Source organism: Wolbachia endosymbiont (group A) of Anoplius nigerrimus (assembly GCF_947251795.1).
In the GTDB taxonomy this organism is placed as follows: Bacteria; Pseudomonadota; Alphaproteobacteria; order Rickettsiales; family Anaplasmataceae; genus Wolbachia.
Window position 1 is genome coordinate 1,053,851 of the sequence record NZ_OX366385.1, and the last position, 18,383, is coordinate 1,072,233.

The following is an 18,383-nucleotide window of genomic DNA, read 5'->3' on the forward strand; positions in this document are numbered from 1 at the left end:
GTTATTACACTCTCTATTTTAAAATTTGACGTTGGGTGATGTCTTGAACGCTTTATAAGCGCGTTTCAGCTTGTATAGGTAAAAACCTAGAAATTTGATAAAGACATACGGTGCACATAGTGCAAAGAATTAAACAATAGTACGCCAAATACAAGTTTTCTTGTCATTTTAATCTGCTGCAGAGATTGCGAAGTTAAATAAAATAGCTTCAGTTTCATGATAAGGGGGCTGGCGAGGTTTGTCAAGCAAGTTTTTCGTTTAATCCATTTCTATGAGCTACCTGAAACCACAATATTCGCACAGTTGGAAAATGGTTGCGGGAGTAGGATTTGAACCTACGACCTTCAGGTTATGAGCCTGACGAGCTACCGAGCTGCTCCATCCCGCGTCGTTGTTTATTTAGTTATTATATATACAATAATAGAAAATAAAAGAATAAAATTGCGTCACAGTCACATGTCGGTATGTTTGCTAACCTTCTTTGACATAATAGTTAGTTATATACGTCATAACTTACGTAATGAAAAATATAACTTGATACTATGGTTTCCTGTGTGTCAGTGTGTAGGGATTTTAACCTATTTTTCCCTAAGTTTTGAACCAAGCTGCATTTTCACTATATCTATTTTTCTTTTGCTTTTACCCACACTAATTTTGATTGCAACATTATACAGAAAGTACGCAATATTATGCATTGCTTTAATTGCAGTGCTCATAGGATTTACAGCCAGTAAATTAAGAACAGCTTTAGTTGATACTCAAATTCTTGATAAAGAGAGGTATGTAAAAAATATCGTTGCCACAGTAAAGGATATTAACGACAGGGGCTCATACAAACAATTTCTGCTTTCTGTTGAAAAATCCCCTACTATCTCAAAATCCTCTTCTGTCATCCCAGTGCCCCCTTTTGTCGTTCCAGCACTCCCTTTTGTCATCCCAGTACTCCCTTTTGTCATCCCAGCTGGGATCCAGAAAAAAAAGATATGGATTCCAGCGGGCTTTGTTGCATCGCACCTTATGCGGTAGTAATTTACGATAAATTCATGTAGCCATTTCGAATTTAGCCATACCAATGTCAGTAAATTGATTAAGCAAATAGCACTTAATGAGTAGTTCTTTTCCACGATTTACTTCGGACTTATTCCTAAAGCTGAATCCAAATATTTGCTTTAATCTTGAGAAAAACCCTTCAATGTGAGCTCTCTTTCCATAATTTACTTCTTCTTTCCACTTTTTTATGCAATCATATGACTTTATTAGTCTAACAGCAGCATTTCTATCATCCATGTAATCCAATTTTTGGTGCTCTGTTGCGTTGTTTTTCGGAAGAACTTTTGTCTTTATACCAAACTTGTTACATAATTCGTAAAGCTTATGCCTGTCATATGCTCTATCCGCATATAATACCTTTACAGCATGAACTTCTTCTAACAAATCGCAAGCTCCATAGTGATCTGAATAAACTCCGCTGCTGTATTTTGCAGCTATGGCTTTTTTGCTGTTTATATTCAACATTACGTGTAGTTTCTTTACTTGTTCATAGCTGCGATACTTTCTATTTTCGCTATTTTCCTTGCTGTGGCCAGGAGTGTTGTTATAAATGCTGATGCTTGTGCTATCTATAGCAATTTCGATATCTTCCATATTATCTTTATCAATTCTGCAATCATTTATCTTAATATTAAGTTTCTTAAACCTTCTTGAAGCCTGAGAATAGCTGATAACTTGCAAATTTTTCCCAATTTGCTCAAGGTATCCTGCTATAAATCCAACTGTTTGCCTCAAACCTATTCTGAATAGATGGGTTATTATATGTATCAAAATCACCACTTTATTGCTGTAAATATTGTTGCCACCCTGCATTTTTGGCCCAATTTCATACCAATTTTCTATGGCTTCGTTGATATAACGAAAAATATTTCCTCTTTTTTCTAGAAATTTGTTATATTCGTTTTGGTTACTGACTCTCATTTTTTGTGGCATATTTTTTCTTCAACAGTTGAATGGCTATTTTATAATGAATTTTGTCAGTAACTGCCAGATTTTTTCGGTTGCTATGCAACAAAGCCCACTGGAATCCAGAAAAAAGAATGGTGTCATTCCAGTGTCCCTATGATGTCATCCCAGTGCTTGACACTGGGATCTAGCAAGCTTTGCTTGCAAATAAGTCTAATACGCGTCGCGTTTTATGCCAAAACACAATTGGAGTTACATGCAAAATAGATCCCAGTGTCAAGCACTGGGATGACAAAAAAAGGAGCACTGGGATGACACCATTTGTTGTACCTTAACAAACGTTCGTACAGTTGTGCATAGGATAGAGCTATAGAATTTTTCAAAGCGTTTTTTCTATTGAAGATAAGAGCATCTTTTATATATGCTATATAGTAAAACATAGAATGCTTATGGTTCCAACTATAGCAATTTTAAGTGGTGGGTTTTCTTGTGAGAGAGAAGTGTCGCTTATGAGCGGAAAAGCAGTAAAGAAGGCGCTTGATAGCCTTTCATATAATGCAATAGAAATAGATGTTGACAGCAACATTGCTGAAAAGCTTAGAAAAATTAATCCGGGCCTTGCTTTTATCGCTCTGCATGGACCTTATGGTGAAGATGGCTGCATTCAAGGTTTATTGGAAATCTTAGGTATAAAATATACACACTCAGGAATTATGGCTTCTGCTGTTGCTATGAATAAAGTGATGTCAAAGCATATATTTCGATCCCTTAGTATCGACACTCCAAAAGGTTATGTAATTAGCCGAGAAGATCTACTAAAAAATAATATTAAAATCGATTATCCGTACGTCTTAAAACCAATTAACGAAGGCTCTAGCATCGGAGTGCACATAATTTTCTCGCATGATGATTATTTAAAATTAAAAAACATGTTTGCAGCGCGTGACCAGGCAGTGTCTGGCTACTTGGATGACAAGGAAAGAGCTACTTCTATGACAAGAGACTTGATGATCATAGAAGAATATGTCCCAGGAATAGAGTTACATACTGCTGTATTGCTAGATGAAGCAATTGGCACTATGGAAATACGACCAAAAAATAAATTCTATGATTATGAAGCAAAGTATACAGATGGATTTGCAGAACATATATTTCCTGCTGAAATTCCTGACAATATATATAAAATGACCTTGGAACACGCACTGAAAATTCATCAATTTTTAGGCTGTAAAACTATTTCCCGCTCAGATTTTCGTTATAATCCCAAAAATAACACTTTAAAAATGCTTGAGATTAATACACATCCTGGCTTTACTGAGTTATCGTTAGTGCCAGAAATTGCAAAATTGACAAAAGGAATCGATTTTAATGAATTAGTTAAAATTATTATTGAAGATAGTTTGCAGCACAAAAATATTAGGGATTTAAGTCATGTTGAGCAGTATTACTAGAAGCCAAAGGAGTTTTTTGCGTAAGTGTGCCTTGGTTATTATCACAGCACTTTTTCTTACGCTAATACTCTACAGCTCACTTGATAAAATAATAAATCGATTTAATTACTACTTTACTTGGTATAATGACTGCCTATCCAGTTTATTACTCAGCAATGGATTTTCAATCGATGAAGTAGTCGTGAGCGGCAATAAATTTACAAACAAAAGGGATATTCTAAGTTTGACAGATAGAACGCAACCTATCCTGTATATATCACTTTCAAAACTTGCCGGTAACATACAATCCATAAGCAGATGGATAAAACACGTAAGAATCCATAGAATTTTGCCCAATACTCTACACATTAATATAGATGAGCATAAACCGTTTGCTCTCTGGAAAGATAATAACAAAACCTCGGTAATTGATTTTGAAGGTAAAGTGATCGTAGATGACTATCTAGTAGATGATCTTGTTGTAATTACAGGACAAAACTCGTTATCAAACCTAGAATTTGTTAGAGATGTGTTGGAGAGTAAAACTCAATTAAGAGACCACATTTCTTCTTTTGCTTATATAGGGAATAGAAGATGGAATATCATACTTGATAACGATTCCACAGTAAAACTGCCTGAAGATAACCCTTATAGTGCATGGGACTATTTAAACCACTTACACAATACAACTGATTTTACTTTCAGCGATTGGAGTATTATTGATATGCGTATTACTGATAAAATCTTTGTGAAGAGGTGATCTGCTGTCATCCAAGTAGCGGGATACTTAACCGTCATACCGCGATTCATTCCACAACTGTACGAACATTCATTTTCGAAGGTAAATTGCACAACAGATGATGTCATTCCAGTGCGTGACACTGGGATGGCTTTGTTGCATCGCACCTTATACTGGTAGTAATTTACGATAAATATCATGTAGCCATTTCAAATTTAGCCATACCAATTTCAGTAAATTGATTAAGCAAATAGCACTTAATCAGCAATTCTTTTTCGCGATTTACTTCGGATTTATTCCTAAAGCTGAATCCAAATATTTGCTTTAATCTTGAGAAAAACCGTTCAATATAAGATCTTTTCCCATAATTTACTTCTTTTTTCCATTCTTTCATGCCATCTTCACCGTATAATTTTATTAACCTAATAGCAGCATTCCTGTCAGACATATAATCTATTTCTGGATGTTCTGCCGCATTGTTTATTGGTGGAATTTTTGTCTTTATATCATATTCGTTACACAACTTATAAAACTTGTGCCTATCACATGCTCTATCTGCATATAGTGCTTTTATGGCATGAACTTCTTTTAGCAAATCACAAGCTCAATAGTGATCAGACCTTTACTGTATTTTACAGCTATGGCTTTTTTGTTGTTTATATTCAACATTACGTGCAATTTTCTCGTTTGCTCATAGCCACTCTGTCAGTGCTATTTTCCTTGCTGTGTGTTGTTGTATATACTAATTCCTGTACTGTCTATAGCAATTTCAATATCTTCCATATTATTTTCTGCAATCATTTATCTTAATATTAAGTTTCTTTTGATGCTTGTGAATAGCTGCAAATCTCTTCCTATTTGTTGCAAATACCCTTTTATAAACCCGACTGTTTGTCTTAAACCAATTCTAAAGAAACTGACGATTATATGCACCAAAATCACAACTTTATCACTATAAATATAGTTGCCGCCCTGCATTTTTGGACAATTCTCGTACCAATTTTCTATGGTGTCATTGATATAACAAAAAATGCTTCCTCTTTCTTGGAGAAATTTGTTATATTCATGGCAGTTACTGACTCTCATTTTTTGTGGCATATTTTTTCTTCAACAGTTAAATGGCTATTTATAATGAATTTTGTCAGTAACTGCCAGTTCTTTTCACTTGAGCGATGCAACAAAGCCATCCCAGTGTCTGGGCACTGGGATGATACCCCATAAGTGTTGAAAGTGCTATAAGTGGCATTATATAAGGTGGTTAATGGCATAAATTTCAATGATAATAAAATAAATCAAAAAAGCGCCTTTTTGCCTGTGGTTAGAAGGTTTAAGCGAATTTTTGACGTGGTTTATCTGCTTTCCCAACAACGAAGGTTGATATCAAGAGGAGATTTACATACCATTAATCACCTTGTGTGACTGCACTTTCAACACTTATGGATGACACCCTCCTAGTAGAAACGCTTTTGTAATTGCAACATTCGTGCAATCTTTAGCCATAAATATTAAGAAATTTACCAAACAAAAAAAAGGCAAAAGAAGCCCTGGTCATTGTCTATTTTCAGTGTTTGGCGTTTTTTAAGTCTTAAACACTGCAATTTAGCTGCTTTTAAATGCAACTCACCTTAGTTTGAATGTTTAAGAAATTTACTAAGCAGAAAAAAAGGCAAAAGAAACCCCGTGGTAATTAGTGTTCACTTCCTAATCCTGCAAATTGGCGTACTATACTGTCTTAAACGACTTATAAGCGCGTTTCAGCTTGTGTAGGTAAAAACCTAGGCTCTGTGGACAAAAAATATGAAAAGAGAGAAAAAGATGGTAGTTTAGCCTAATAGGTAAAAAATGGAGAAACTACCATATGCAATATTACATCAAAGAGGAAAATTGGAAACAAATTTTAGAGTTCATAAAAAGCGTAAAAGGAATGCACAGCAAAGATGAAAAACGTTTAAGAATATTCATAGAGGCAGTGTGGTACATAGTGCGAAGTGGTTGCCAATGGAGACTTTTACCAAAAACTTATGGTAATTACAGGAGTATACATAAGCGATTTAAAAGATGGTGTGAAAGAGATGTCTGGAAAAAATTGCTTGAATATACTAAACAAGAGCCTGATTTAGAAGTTGCTATAATCGACGGTACGATCATCCGAGCCCATCCATGTTCATCTGGATATACAAAAAACTCCAAGGATCAAGAAGCTTTAGGGAGGAGCAAAGGTGGCTTTACAACTAAAATACATGCGCTTGTCGATGCACTTGGAAATCCACTTAAATTTACTCTGACTCCTGGTCAAAGAAATGAAATTACGCAGGCACAAGTGTTGACCGAAAGTATCTATAACTCTACTGTAGTAGCTGACAAGGGCTACGATAGCAATGCCTTTGTTACAAGTCTTGAAGACAAGGGATGTACAGTAGTTATTCCGCCAAAACGGAATCGAAAAGTGCAAAGGTATTACGATGAGCATATCTACAAAGAACGTCATTTGATTGAGTGTTTTTTTGGTAAAATTAAAAATTTTAGGCGCATTTTTTCCAGATTTGATAAAACTGCTGAGGTTTTTATGGGTTTTCTCAATTTTGTTGGAGCTCTTGTATGGCTTCTCTAAAATTTTGTCCACAGAGCCTAGTTTACATGAAATTAAGGTACTTTATGGGTGAAAAAAAATTAAAAGCTGCTGTGGTCTTATCAGGGTGTGGTCACCTTGACGGTGCAGAGGTAAGAGAAGCGGTTTTAAGTCTGCTTGTGCTTGATCAGCAGGAAGTGGATGTTAAATGCTTTGCACCTGATATCAATATCACACAAGTTATGAATCATAGAACAAAAGAGGCAACAAAAGAAAAAAGGAATGTACTTGTGGAAGCAGCAAGAATCGCAAGAGGCGAAATATATGACTTAAAAGAAGCCAAAGCTGAAAATTTTGACATGCTAGTTGTACCTGGTGGATACGGGGTTGCGAAAAATTTATCTGACTTAGCTGAAAATAAAGACATGGTGACAGTAATGCCTGAATTTGAAAGATTAGTTTCAGAATTTTTTGTCACAAAAAAGCCAATAGGAGCAATATGCATATCTCCAGCCATCATTGTTTCAATTTTAAGTAGCAAGATAGGTAAAGAAGAAAGTAAGGTTAAGGTAACTATAGGAGATGACAAAGAACAGTTGATAGAAAAGCTTGGCGGCGAACACATAAAGTGCGATACAGGGTTATCAATAGAAGACGAAGAGTATAATGTATTTTCTTGTTCTGCTTATATGCGTAGTGACGAAAGTACATACTCTGTATATCAAGGGATAAAGCATATGATTGACAGCATGGTAAAAAAGATTAACAAAAAAACTAAACAGCCATTCCTATAAGGTATACTAAATAAGACTTCTCTATTAATCACACAATTAACGGGAGTGTTAAATAAACTGTGTCAAACCGCATTTTTAGTTCAACTCAATTTTCAATCTATTAGGAAAGAAAATGTCGAACTGAGACATAGTTAATGCCCAATTAGGCAAAGCCATAGTCCATTTTTGCTCTACCTTTTTTATAGCACAATACACCTGTTTATACAAGGCATTTGTACTAGTAAATGAGCCCTTAGTTTTAGTAAATTTTCTGATCTGCCTATGTAGCCCCTCAATAGGATTGGTAGTATAAATTAGCTTCCTAACTGGGCCAGAATACTTGAAATAACCGGACAAATTTTCCCAATTATTCTGCCACGATTTTACAACCAATGGGTACTTTTCTCCCCATTTTTCTTCCAACTCAAGCAAATAATTCTCGGCAATTTCTCTGCTTGCAGCACGATATATTTTTTTCAGATCATTCATGAAAACTTTCACATCTTTGCTGGATACATATTTCAGAGAATTTCTTATCTGATGCACTATACATAGCTGTACTTCTGCTTTAGGAAACGCACTATTTATCGCTGCAGGAAAGCTTTTTAGCCCATCTACACATACAATTAGAATATCTTCTACTCCTCTCTCTTTTAGATCATTTAGTACTCCCAACCAGAAGTTAGCTCCTTCACTTTCAGCCAAATAAAAACCTAATACTTCTTTTCTGCCATTTTGGTCTATGCCCAATATATTGTACATACATTTACTTACACAATGTCCATCCTCTTTGACCTTAAAAAACATCCCATCCATAAATACTATCGGGTATACTGATTGCAGTGGACGACTACGCCATTCATTGATTATAGGTAGCAATTTGTCAGTAATACTTGATATCTCTGCCACCGATATTTTGTGATCATAAATTTCCTCAACATGTGACGCTATATCTCTATAGCTCATACCACTGGCAAATGTGCTCAAGATCTTCGTTTCAAGCTCTGGTTTGTTTGCCTTTTTTTGACTATTTGAGGTTCAAAATTTCCATCTCTGTCTCTTGGTGTTAATAGCTCAAATGAACCTGCACTGGTACGTAAAGTCTTTCCATTCCTCCCATTTCTTCGATTATTTTCTTCGCTTTCAGCCAACAAGTGATTTTCTATTTCACCTTCCAAACTTGCCTCCAGCAGTCTTTTTATAAATGGTGTTAATGCACCATCTCTTCCTGTCAACGGCCTGCCTATCTCGTATAGACGACAGGATATTTGTTTCTAATTCTTTATAATCTACCAAACCGGTAGTTCTGTTTACTACTTTCTGACTCATTGTCAAACCTCCATTTTTTTATATCAATTTATTACTTTTTTTTCGGTTTGACACACTTTTTTGAACATTCCCCTGTGTAAGATTTCTCTTTGTAATAATCTTTCGATTCTACTGTCTGTTCTTTTAATGTCATACCAGTACCTCTTTTTCTTGTCATCCGAGTAGCCAACACTGGTTCACTCTATAATGGCAGTGCTCCTTTCTTGTCATCCCAGTAGCCTTCTTTTCCTGTCATCCCAGTGCTCCTTTTTTTGTCATCCGAGTAGCCCCTTCTCCTGTCATCCGAGTAGCCCCTTTTTTGTCATCCAAGTAGCCTTCTTCTCCTGTCATCCCAGTGCTTGACACTGGGATCTAGTCTTTATTATGCAGCCACTTATTTAAAGTTAAGTTTTCTGGATCCCAGTGGGCTTTGTTGCATCGCTAGCTATGATGGATTAAAGATAAAAAAGATGGAGAATATCAGTAGCTTATTATTCTGGTATTTATAATAAGAACGGTCAGTGAATACCTAAATTTGAGTAAAAGAAATTTCACTACCACTCACTAATCTGGCTAAAATTCAAGAATTTCAATGCTTTAGCTATTTTCAATAGAATTAAATTTATTAATATAAATAATAAATTACTATTCTTAAATTTGATCAGATTGATTGCAAAAAAACAAGATTTTCAATAGGTTGCTTATAATTCTAACTATAGTTAGCCTTTCATAAGTAGCGATGCAACAAAGCCATCCCAGTGTCACGCACTGGGATGACACCCTCCTAGTAGAAACGCTTTTGTAATTGCAACATTCGTGCAATCTTTAGCCACAAACATTAAGAAATTTACCAAATGAAAAAAAAGGCAAAAGAAGCCCTAGGCTCTGTGGACAAAAAATATGAAAAGAGAGAAAAAGATGGTAGTTTAGCCTAATAGGTAAAAAATGGAGAAACTACCATATGCAATATTACATCAAAGAGGAAAATTGGAAACAAATTTTAGAGTTCATAAAAAGCGTAAAAGGAATGCACAGCAAAGATGAAAAACGTTTAAGAATATTCATAGAGGCAGTGTGGTACATAGTGCGAAGTGGTTGCCAATGGAGACTTTTACCAAAAACTTATGGTAATTACAGGAGTATACATAAGCGATTTAAAAGATGGTGTGAAAGAGATGTCTGGAAAAAATTGCTTGAATATACTAAACAAGAGCCTGATTTAGAGCATGTCTTCAAACTGAGTAGAAAGAAGTTAAGAAGTATGGTATAAGGTACATTTTAAGATGTACCCAAGCGATATAAGTGACAAAGAATGGAAGACAATAGAGCCATATTTTGAACCTAAAAAGACCGGCAGACCAAGAAAACATAGTATTAGAACAATTATTAATGCAATCCGCTATATGATGAGAACAGGATGTCAATGGAGACAACTGCCTAAAGATTTTCCACCATGGAAAACCGTATATAGTTGTAATTCGCGCTTGAAAAAAAGTGGAATATGGCAAGAAATTCATGATTTTCTAGTTAAAAAAGTAAGAGAGATGATTGGTAAAAATAAGACTCCATCAGTAGGTATAATTGATAGCCAGTCAGTGAAAACTACTCAAAAAGGGGATCCAGAGGATATGATGCTGGCAAAAAAATAAAGGGCAGAAAACGCCATATTATTGTAGATACTGTGGGTCTTGTAATTGCTGCTGAAGTACAGAGTGCAAGTATTCAAGATCGTGATAGTGCTCTAAATCTTTTTGCCCAAGCTAAATGCAAAGTTCCAACTTTACGTAAGTTTTTTGCTGATCAAGGGTACATAGGTAAATTACAAAACAGATGCTTATTGGAAACGGGATGTTTATTAACGATTGCCAAGAAAATAGTTGATACAGGATTTCAAGTTATTCCCAAACGTTGGATTGTTGAAAGAACTTTTGCCTGGCTTTCCAATTTTAGGCGCATGAGTAAAGATTACGAGCATTCTCCTCTCACCTCAAAAAACTATATCTTCTTTAATATGATCACTATTATGCTTCACAAATTAGCTCATTCTTCAGTTTGAAGACATGCTCTTAGAAGTTGCTATAATCGACGGTACGATCATCCGAGCCCATCCATGTTCATCTGGATATACAAAAAACTCCAAGGATCAAGAAGCTTTAGGGAGGAGCAAAGGTGGCTTTACAACTAAAATACATGCGCTTGTCGATGCACTTGGAAATCCACTTAAATTTACTCTGACTCCTGGTCAAAGAAATGAAATTACGCAGGCACAAGTGTTGACCGAAAGTATCTATAACTCTACTGTAGTAGCTGACAAGGGCTACGATAGCAATGCCTTTGTTACAAGTCTTGAAGACAAGGGATGTACAGTAGTTATTCCGCCAAAACGGAATCGAAAAGTGCAAAGGTATTACGATGAGCATATCTACAAAGAACGTCATTTGATTGAGTGTTTTTTTGGTAAAATTAAAAATTTTAGGCGCATTTTTTCCAGATTTGATAAAACTGCTGAGGTTTTTATGGGTTTTCTCAATTTTGTTGGAGCTCTTGTATGGCTTCTCTAAAATTTTGTCCACAGAGCCTAGTTGTCACTCTCTAATCCTGCAAATTGGCGTACTATACTGTCTTAAACGCTTTATAAGCGCGTTTCAGCTTATATAGGTAAAAACCTAGAAATGTTGTGAAGACATAAGGTGCACATAGTGCAAAAAATTAAAAATAAGACGCCAACTACGTTGTTTTCTTGCTGTTTAATCTGCACAGATGAAGATAACTGAATACCTTCAATATCATGATAAGGGCGCTGGCGGAGTTTGTCAAGCAAGTTTTTTCGTTTCTGCGGCGACATCAGTGGTGTTAAGTATTCGTACAGTTATTGGTATTATTAAGATACTCCCTAATCTTCTTCAAATCCTCCCAAGCTAAACGTTTTTGCATTGGCTGACGCAGTAGGTAAGCTGGGTGAAATATAGCAGCTGTAGTGATTGAGTGAGATAAATATTGGTTAGTGTACGTATGAAATCTACCACGCAAATTCGATATAGTTTTTGTGCTGTCAAGAAGGCTATAACATGCAATTCCCCCGACCAAAATTAGAATTTGCGGTGAAACCAGTGCAACATGCTTCTCAACAAATGGTCTGCACATATCAAGCTCTAGGTCGGTTGGCTTTCTATTGCCAGGTGGGCGCCAAAATACGGTATTGCTTATGTATACCTTAGTGCGATCAAGATTGATTGCATTTAACATTTTATCGAGCAACATTCCACTTGCACCACAAAATGGTATGCCTTGAAGGTCTTCATTTGCTCCTGGAGCTTCACCAACGAGCATAATTTTTGCGTTTGGATTACCATCGGAAAAGACAGTATTAGTTGCAGTTTTTTTTATCTCACAACCTTCAAATGATTCAACTGCACTTCTTAATTCATCCACACTACCACATTTACCTGCAAGTTTCCTTGCTTCAATTATCCAGTCACTTGGAAACATGTCTTTCCCATCTTTAGTGTCATTCCAGCGCGTATCTGCATCTTTCTTCTTGGTTTCAGTTTGGATAACAGAGGGTTGTACACTCTCTTTGCTCTCCAACTTTTTTTCCTCTTCACCCTCTGTTAGTATGCAATCAACGCCCACTTCATGGTAAAACTTTAATAATTCTAGGTCTTCATTGCTCATAATGCTTTTTAACCTTTTGTGCTTTTTTCATGGCCATATCATACTTTAATTTAGATAGATGTCTAATATATAATATACCATTTAAGTGATCTAATTCATGCTGAATACACCTTGCGAGCCAGCCGCAAGCTTTTAGCGTCTGTTCCTCATTATTTAAATCCTTATATTTCACAGTCAAATATTTTGGACGCTTAATTTCATAGCTTTGCTCTGGAATTGAAAGGCACCCTTCTTTGAGAATTACTTGTTCATCGGATAATTCCGTAATTTCAGGGTTAATCATGTAAAATTTGCCAATTGATTCATATCCTGCTGGCTCATTTTCAATTGTTTCTAGCTGAACATCCACAACAAAAATTCTCTTTAACACTCCAACTTGCACTGCAGCAAGGCCAAGACCTTCTGCATCATACATAGTTTCGAACATGTCGTTTACTAATTCTTTAATTTTATCGTTTATATCTGTTACTTCACTGGCACGTGTGATTAGTCTTTCATCAGGAACAATTACAATTGGTAATATGGACATAAAAATTATAATTCTATGTTTTGCTTTTCCTTTTGTCCAGAATTTAGTGTATATTAAAATGTTGCTATATCTATAATAGAAATATAAATTATTAAAGGAAGCTACAATTTAAATGAAATTGCGTAATAAGGTTAACTAATGTACTCTGCAGTAATAGCAAAACCAAAGAGAAACGTTTTTGCTGTTTTAGACATAGGTACAACAAAGATTATTTGTCTAATCGTTAAAATAAATGGCAACTTCAGCTATAAAGTGACAGGAACGGGCTATAAGATTGCAGAAGGTGTAAACGGTGGGTCGATAACTAATGTAAAACACGCAAATTACTCCATCTCATCAACTATAGGTTTAGCTGAACAAGTATCAGAAGAAACCATAGATCAGATATATGTGAACATTGCTGGATGTGGCATCTCATCTTTTAATGTACATAATGAAATTATTGCAGCTAATCATGAAATTTCTGACCGGGATATAAAACGTGTAGTTTTTCAGACGTTTGAGAAATATATTGAAGAAAATGTTATCATTCACAATATACCACTGAAATATCACTTAGATGACATGACTGACATAAAAGAAGTTGGTGGATTGTACGGAAAAAGACTATCTGCTGATGTTAATGTTGTCACTGCTTCGCGTCCAGCGCTTACCAATATTGAAAACTGTATTACCAATAATGGTGGATTAAATATGGCAGGTTGTATTGCTTCTGCATATTCTGCAGGTCTTGCGTGTCTCAGTGAAGATGAAAAAGAGCTCGGGACTGCTATTGTTGATATAGGCGGTGGGTGCACTGCAATTGGAATTTTCAAAAGAGGGAAACTTGTGTATGCAAGCAGCGTTCCAATTGGTGGTGTTCATATCACTCGAGATATTGCTTACGGGCTATGCACAAGCATAGAACGTGCAGAGTATATAAAAATACTGTATGGCAGCACTATCGTAACTTCAATAGATGAGAATGAGTACATTACAATGCAAAACAACGAAAATGATGAACCTACTCAAGTATTCAAATCTGAGCTTATTAACATCATAAGACCAAGAGTTGAAGAAATACTTGAAATGGTAAGAGAGCAATTTCAAGAGCAGAAAGATCCAATTAATAAAGTAGTGATCACAGGTGGAACTAGTCAACTCACAAGCATGAAGGAAATTGCAGGCTATATATTCAATAAGCAAGTTCGAATTGGGTGCCCTGAGTCTTGTAGCGGTCTTGATGGCGAATATGATAAAAATCCTGTATTTTCTGCTGCTATAGGTTCTATAAAGCTAATAGTTGACACTTTTTATAAAAATAACTCTGGAATGCTCGGTCAAGATGGTAAAATGAGTAAATTGTATAATTGGGTTAAATCAAAAGTTACAGTCTAGATTTCTGTTTTACCACCTTTCATACAAATGACTTGACACTAGGATCCATAGGACTTATTTTTATAATATGTAAAATTATTATGTTTATGTACTTGCGAGTAAGCGTACCAATTACAATAAGACATGGAAAATATGAACATAACTATACACTCACAAGAAGATTTTGAATTTATGCGCAAGGCTGGCAGGCTTGCTGCTGAAACTCTTGATTTCATTGCACCGTACGTAAAGGTAGGGGTGACAACTAATGAGTTAAATGATCTATGTCATGATTTTATAATTAATGCAGGTGCAATTCCAGCACCACTAAACTATAGGGGGTATCCAAAATCGATTTGCACTTCAAAAAATGCAGTTGTGTGCCATGGTGTTCCCGATGATAAACCACTTAAAGATGGAGATATTTTAAATATTGATGTCACGGTGATTTTAAATGGCTGGCATGGTGATACAAGTCGCATGTTTTGGGTTGGCAAGCCATCAATAAAAGCAAAACGTTTGTGTGACGCTACTTATAATGCGTTGATGGAAGCAATTAAACAAGTTAAGCCCGGCAATAAGTTAAATGAAATAGGGCTTGCTATAGAAAAATATATTAGAGATTTTGGATATTCTATCGTACGCAGCTACTGCGGACATGGTATAGGAAAAGTCTTTCATGCTCCACCAAATGTAGTGCATTTCTATGATCAAGATGAAAATCTCGTCTTGAAGGAAGGTATGTTTTTTACAATAGAGCCAATGATTAATGCTGGAAAACATGAGACTCTGCTCAGTAAACTCGATGACTGGACAGTAACAACACGCGATCTTTCACTTTCTGCTCAATTTGAGCATACGATTGGAGTAACAAAAGATGGTGCTGAAATATTCACATTATCACCTAAGAATTGGCATTTCCCACCTTATAATTAGATTTTTTTTAATTCTGCTATACTGCAACTATACTTGGTTTACTTTGGGTGATTTTGAAGAAAGCTCACCCTTAACTTGTGATATAGCAACTAGCCCAATTAATGCACAGAAAATCATGTAAAAACTTGCTGAAGTCTCTTGTCCTGTAACTTTGATAATTGTTGTGCATATAAATGGTGCAAGGCCACCAAAAAATCCAGCAGCTATATTTCTTGATAAACCAAATCCACTGTACCGAACCTTTGTTGGAAATAATTCGCACATCAGTGCACTAACAGGCCCAAGTGATGCAGCTATTGGAATTATAAAAAGAATGTGTGCCATAAAAGCGAGCAAGTAATCGCCAGTACATAACATTGAAAAAACTGGATAACTCACTATTACAAAAGTCACAAATGCGAATTTCATGACTTTCTCTCTCCCTATCTTATCAGAAAGTATTGCAAACAATATGGTCAGGCCTCCAAGTGCAACTTGATTCAGTATTTCCACTATGTGATTAAAATGAGTATTTACTGTTAATATTTTATTCGTAAGCACATTGAAAAATACCAGATATATGTAAAGAGATGAGTTTTCAACTATATCAACCCCAACTGATATCAGAAAAGGTTTTTTATAGCTATTTAATAACTCTTTTAATGGCAATTTAGATGGATTTTTCTGTTTTTCATACTCTGGGCTCTCATCAAGTATATATCTCATGTATATGCTAATTAATCCCATTGCTAAACTGAGAACGAAAGGTAATCTCCACCCCCAAGACTCAAAATCAGATACTCTCTTGCATATGAGCACTGCTGTAAGACTTAATATCGAACCAAAAATTGCACTTAAAACTTCAATACTGCCAAAGAATCCCTTTTTATTTTTAGGAGCATGTTCTATTAAAAATGGTGCATTTCCTGCTTCTCCTCCAAGAGATATACCCTGCAATAACCTTAAACAAACTACCAGTATTGACGCTAGTATCCCAATGCTTTGGTACGCTGGCACAAAGGCGATTAATACGGTTGATAGGGTCATCAATATAATCGATAACAATAAGGCAACCCTCCTGCCATACTTATCACCAATATGACCAAATATAGCAGCACCAATTGGTCTCATTAAGAAACCCACTGCAAACACTCCAAAAGCCTTCAATACGCTGGTTAGTTGATCATCCGATGGAAAAAACACACCACCTATTATGTTTATTAAGTGGCCAAAAAGCATGTGGTCATACCACAATAAAGTGTTACAAATCAAACTTGAAAATATTACTTTTGTTATTTGCTGCATAATTTTCTATAGTTTGTTTAGTATTTAGTAATATACATTACTTTTTTTTATATAATAGAAAAATTTAAACATTGTATTAGTAATAGTATCTTATTAAATCTTAATATTTTTATATCATTGACTATATTCAAGTATTTTTATATTATTGCCTATATATTTCCATATGTTTTAGTGGGAAGCCATTTTTATTTGTATGCACAGAGTCTCTTGATGGAGCACTATGACACACACTCCAGTTTTGTTAAAAGAGATGCTATCACTACTATCACCACAGGATGGTGGTATATATGTCGATGCTACGTTTGGAGCTGGAGGGTATAGCAAAGCAATATTGGAGTCAGCTGATTGCAAGGTATATGCAATTGATAGAGATGAAACGGTAACCAAGTTTTATGATGATTTAAGCGTTAAGTATCCCAATAGAATAAACCTATTTATTGAGAAGTTTGGTAATATTAAAAGTATACTAAGCAGCGTTGAGCCATCTCCTGTTATCCCAGTACTTGATACTGGAAAAAATAACTGGTCACGCGCTGGAATGACATCAACCGGAGTGGATGGGGTGGTTTTTGACATCGGAGTTTCATCTATGCAACTTGATAATGGAGATAGAGGGTTCTCATTTTTACATGATGGTCCACTTGATATGAGCATGGATAACTCTTCTTATATAAACGCTTCAACGTTTGTTAACGCTTTACGCGAAGAAGAAATTGCAAATACTATATATAACTACGGAGGCGAACGTCATTCTCGCAAAATCGCAAGAGCAATAGTAAGTGCACGGAAGAAGAAAACTATCAAAACTACATTTGAGCTTGCGAACATTGTACGTTCTGTGGTGTTCCGTGGAAAAAGCAAAATTGATCCTGCAACCAGAACATTTCAGGCAATCAGAATATGGGTAAACGATGAGCTGGGAGAACTTGAAAAGGGCATTAAAGCTGCATCTGAGATTTTGAGTGAGAATGGCAAATTAATTGTCGTCACCTTTCATTCCTTAGAAGATCGTATAGTCAAAACTTTTTTTAAAGATTTATGTGCTACTGATTGCAAGACATTCTCTCTTCTAAATAAAAAAGTGATCAAAGCAAGTATAGAAGAAGTAAATGCAAATCCGCGTTCACGCTCAGCAAAACTAAGAGCTATACAGAGGTTGTCATGAGAACTTTCTGCATCATCTCAATAGTTATGTTTTTTCTTAGCATTGTAGGACTATTTAAGATAAAACTACATGTTCAGTCATTAAATAGAGAGCTAATAAAAATAAAAAGTGAAATTAGTTTAGTACAAAGTGATATAAAAGTTTTACAAGCAGAGTGGAGCTATTTGAATAATCCAAAAAGACTTGCAAGCCTTGTAAAGAAATACCTAAAAAATAACTCTTTAATACTGGCTAGCCAGGTTAAAAATCTTGACTCTTTAAATGGCCGTAGTGTGTTAGCACAACTTAAAACACAGAGTTAAATTGGTTATACTAAGCTTTATCTTTTACAGATAAGCACACTACAATAAACCTTACTTTAGTATGAAATTGCTTGCGTAAGATTTTGGCAGCCTCTTAACATTTTTTGGCATTTCAATTATGTATTTAACGTTGCGTTTTTTTGCGTAGAATACTGCTTTTTCAAGAGAATCAAACTTTAATACAATCTGTTTTTTTGGATCTTTTGAGCCAACCCACCCCATTAAAGGTTCAATGTAGTAAGAGCCAGATTCAATTTTTAGGTGCCAGAAATTTGTATTACCTAAACCAGATTGTGTTGCAGTTCTTGTTGGTCTATAAATCCTAAAAACTACTTTATCATCAATGCCCATAGTTCTTGTT

The 18,383-nt window shown here is 35.4% G+C and carries 17 protein-coding genes, 1 tRNA gene and 3 pseudogenes; 13 read left to right on the top strand and 8 right to left on the bottom strand.

Annotation, left to right across the window (positions count from 1 at the left end; all coding sequences use genetic code 11):
- Positions 1-311: 311 nt before the first annotated feature.
- Positions 312-388 (bottom strand) — tRNA-Met (locus OPR26_RS05575).
- A 68-nt stretch (positions 389-456) separates the two neighbouring features.
- Here OPR26_RS05575 and OPR26_RS07395 point away from each other — a divergent pair.
- Positions 457-996 (top strand): annotated as a pseudogene (locus tag OPR26_RS07395) (ComEC/Rec2 family competence protein); the annotation flags it as partial.
- A gap of 45 nt (positions 997-1,041) precedes the next feature.
- Here OPR26_RS07395 and OPR26_RS05585 read toward each other — a convergent pair.
- Positions 1,042-1,983 carry an IS5 family transposase gene (locus tag OPR26_RS05585; RefSeq protein WP_265015625.1) on the bottom strand — a complete coding sequence of 314 codons (942 nt, stop codon included), beginning with the start codon at positions 1,981-1,983 and terminating at the stop codon, positions 1,042-1,044.
- A 416-nt stretch (positions 1,984-2,399) separates the two neighbouring features.
- On the opposite strand from OPR26_RS05585, the gene OPR26_RS05590 reads away from it, so the two are divergent.
- On the top strand, positions 2,400-3,407 hold the full coding sequence (locus OPR26_RS05590; RefSeq protein WP_265015717.1) for a D-alanine--D-alanine ligase: 1,008 nt from the start codon (positions 2,400-2,402) through the stop codon (positions 3,405-3,407).
- Positions 3,388-4,146 carry a cell division protein FtsQ/DivIB gene (locus tag OPR26_RS05595; protein ID WP_265015718.1) on the top strand — a complete coding sequence of 253 codons (759 nt, stop codon included), beginning with the start codon at positions 3,388-3,390 and terminating at the stop codon, positions 4,144-4,146. The genes OPR26_RS05590 and OPR26_RS05595 overlap by 20 nt, the downstream gene beginning before the upstream one ends.
- A gap of 175 nt (positions 4,147-4,321) precedes the next feature.
- Here the strand turns inward: OPR26_RS05595 and OPR26_RS07565 are convergent.
- Positions 4,322-5,223: pseudogene (locus OPR26_RS07565) on the bottom strand (IS5 family transposase).
- Positions 5,224-5,983: 760 nt separating this feature from the next.
- Here OPR26_RS07565 and OPR26_RS05610 point away from each other — a divergent pair.
- The gene (locus OPR26_RS05610) at positions 5,984-6,736 is read left to right on the top strand and encodes an IS5 family transposase (protein WP_264702259.1); all 753 of its coding nucleotides are present in this window, start codon (positions 5,984-5,986) and stop codon (positions 6,734-6,736) included.
- Between the two features lie 44 nt (positions 6,737-6,780).
- On the top strand, positions 6,781-7,488 hold the full coding sequence (elbB, locus tag OPR26_RS05615; RefSeq protein WP_265015721.1) for an isoprenoid biosynthesis glyoxalase ElbB: 708 nt from the start codon (positions 6,781-6,783) through the stop codon (positions 7,486-7,488).
- Positions 7,489-7,563: 75 nt separating this feature from the next.
- On the opposite strand, the pseudogene OPR26_RS05620 reads toward elbB, so the two are convergent.
- Positions 7,564-8,796, bottom strand: a pseudogene (locus OPR26_RS05620) (IS256 family transposase).
- 940 nt (positions 8,797-9,736) lie between these two features.
- On the opposite strand from OPR26_RS05620, the gene OPR26_RS05625 reads away from it, so the two are divergent.
- From OPR26_RS05625 to OPR26_RS05640, 4 genes are read left to right on the top strand one after another with little or no spacing between them, the layout of a single operon-like run.
- The gene (locus OPR26_RS05625; protein ID WP_265015722.1) at positions 9,737-10,045 is read left to right on the top strand and encodes a transposase; all 309 of its coding nucleotides are present in this window, start codon (positions 9,737-9,739) and stop codon (positions 10,043-10,045) included.
- A gap of 13 nt (positions 10,046-10,058) precedes the next feature.
- Entirely contained in the window at positions 10,059-10,424 is a 366-nt protein-coding gene (locus tag OPR26_RS05630; RefSeq protein WP_264731180.1) for a transposase, read from the top strand.
- Positions 10,425-10,444: 20 nt separating this feature from the next.
- A complete protein-coding gene (locus OPR26_RS05635) occupies positions 10,445-10,831 on the top strand; it encodes a transposase (protein ID WP_265016251.1) in 387 nt (128 codons plus the stop codon).
- 4 nt (positions 10,832-10,835) lie between these two features.
- Positions 10,836-11,336, top strand: a complete 501-nt coding sequence (locus OPR26_RS05640; RefSeq protein WP_265015723.1) for an IS5 family transposase — start codon at positions 10,836-10,838, stop codon at positions 11,334-11,336.
- 292 nt (positions 11,337-11,628) lie between these two features.
- Here the strand turns inward: OPR26_RS05640 and OPR26_RS05645 are convergent, their stop codons facing one another.
- Positions 11,629-12,450: a uracil-DNA glycosylase gene (locus tag OPR26_RS05645; protein WP_265015724.1), complete on the bottom strand. Its 822-nt coding sequence runs from the start codon at positions 12,448-12,450 to the stop codon at positions 11,629-11,631.
- Positions 12,440-12,979, bottom strand: coding sequence for a peptide deformylase (def, locus tag OPR26_RS05650; RefSeq protein WP_265015725.1), 540 nt, complete (start codon positions 12,977-12,979; stop codon positions 12,440-12,442). Before def ends, OPR26_RS05645 begins: the two co-directional genes overlap by 11 nt.
- A 138-nt stretch (positions 12,980-13,117) precedes the next feature.
- On the opposite strand from def, the gene ftsA reads away from it, so the two are divergent.
- Positions 13,118-14,356 (top strand): cell division protein FtsA, encoded by a 1,239-nt coding sequence (ftsA, locus tag OPR26_RS05655; protein ID WP_265015726.1) that lies wholly within the window; start codon positions 13,118-13,120, stop codon positions 14,354-14,356.
- Positions 14,357-14,488: 132 nt separating this feature from the next.
- Positions 14,489-15,271: a type I methionyl aminopeptidase gene (gene map / locus OPR26_RS05660; RefSeq protein WP_253302290.1), complete on the top strand. Its 783-nt coding sequence runs from the start codon at positions 14,489-14,491 to the stop codon at positions 15,269-15,271.
- 27 nt (positions 15,272-15,298) lie between these two features.
- Here the strand turns inward: map and OPR26_RS05665 are convergent, their stop codons facing one another.
- Positions 15,299-16,555 (bottom strand): MFS transporter, encoded by a 1,257-nt coding sequence (locus tag OPR26_RS05665; protein WP_265015727.1) that lies wholly within the window; start codon positions 16,553-16,555, stop codon positions 15,299-15,301.
- A 220-nt stretch (positions 16,556-16,775) separates the two neighbouring features.
- Between OPR26_RS05665 and rsmH the strand changes: the two genes are divergently transcribed.
- Together rsmH and ftsL are read left to right on the top strand one after the other, a co-directional pair.
- Positions 16,776-17,720 carry a 16S rRNA (cytosine(1402)-N(4))-methyltransferase RsmH gene (rsmH, locus tag OPR26_RS05670; protein ID WP_265015728.1) on the top strand — a complete coding sequence of 315 codons (945 nt, stop codon included), beginning with the start codon at positions 16,776-16,778 and terminating at the stop codon, positions 17,718-17,720.
- A gap of 26 nt (positions 17,721-17,746) precedes the next feature.
- Positions 17,747-18,022, top strand: coding sequence for a cell division protein FtsL (gene ftsL / locus OPR26_RS05675; protein ID WP_261983856.1), 276 nt, complete (start codon positions 17,747-17,749; stop codon positions 18,020-18,022).
- A 51-nt stretch (positions 18,023-18,073) separates the two neighbouring features.
- On the opposite strand, the gene OPR26_RS05680 is transcribed toward ftsL, so the two are convergent.
- Positions 18,074-18,373, bottom strand: coding sequence for an NADH dehydrogenase ubiquinone Fe-S protein 4 (locus OPR26_RS05680; protein ID WP_065094969.1), 300 nt, complete (start codon positions 18,371-18,373; stop codon positions 18,074-18,076).
- Between the last annotated feature and the right edge of the window lie 10 nt (positions 18,374-18,383).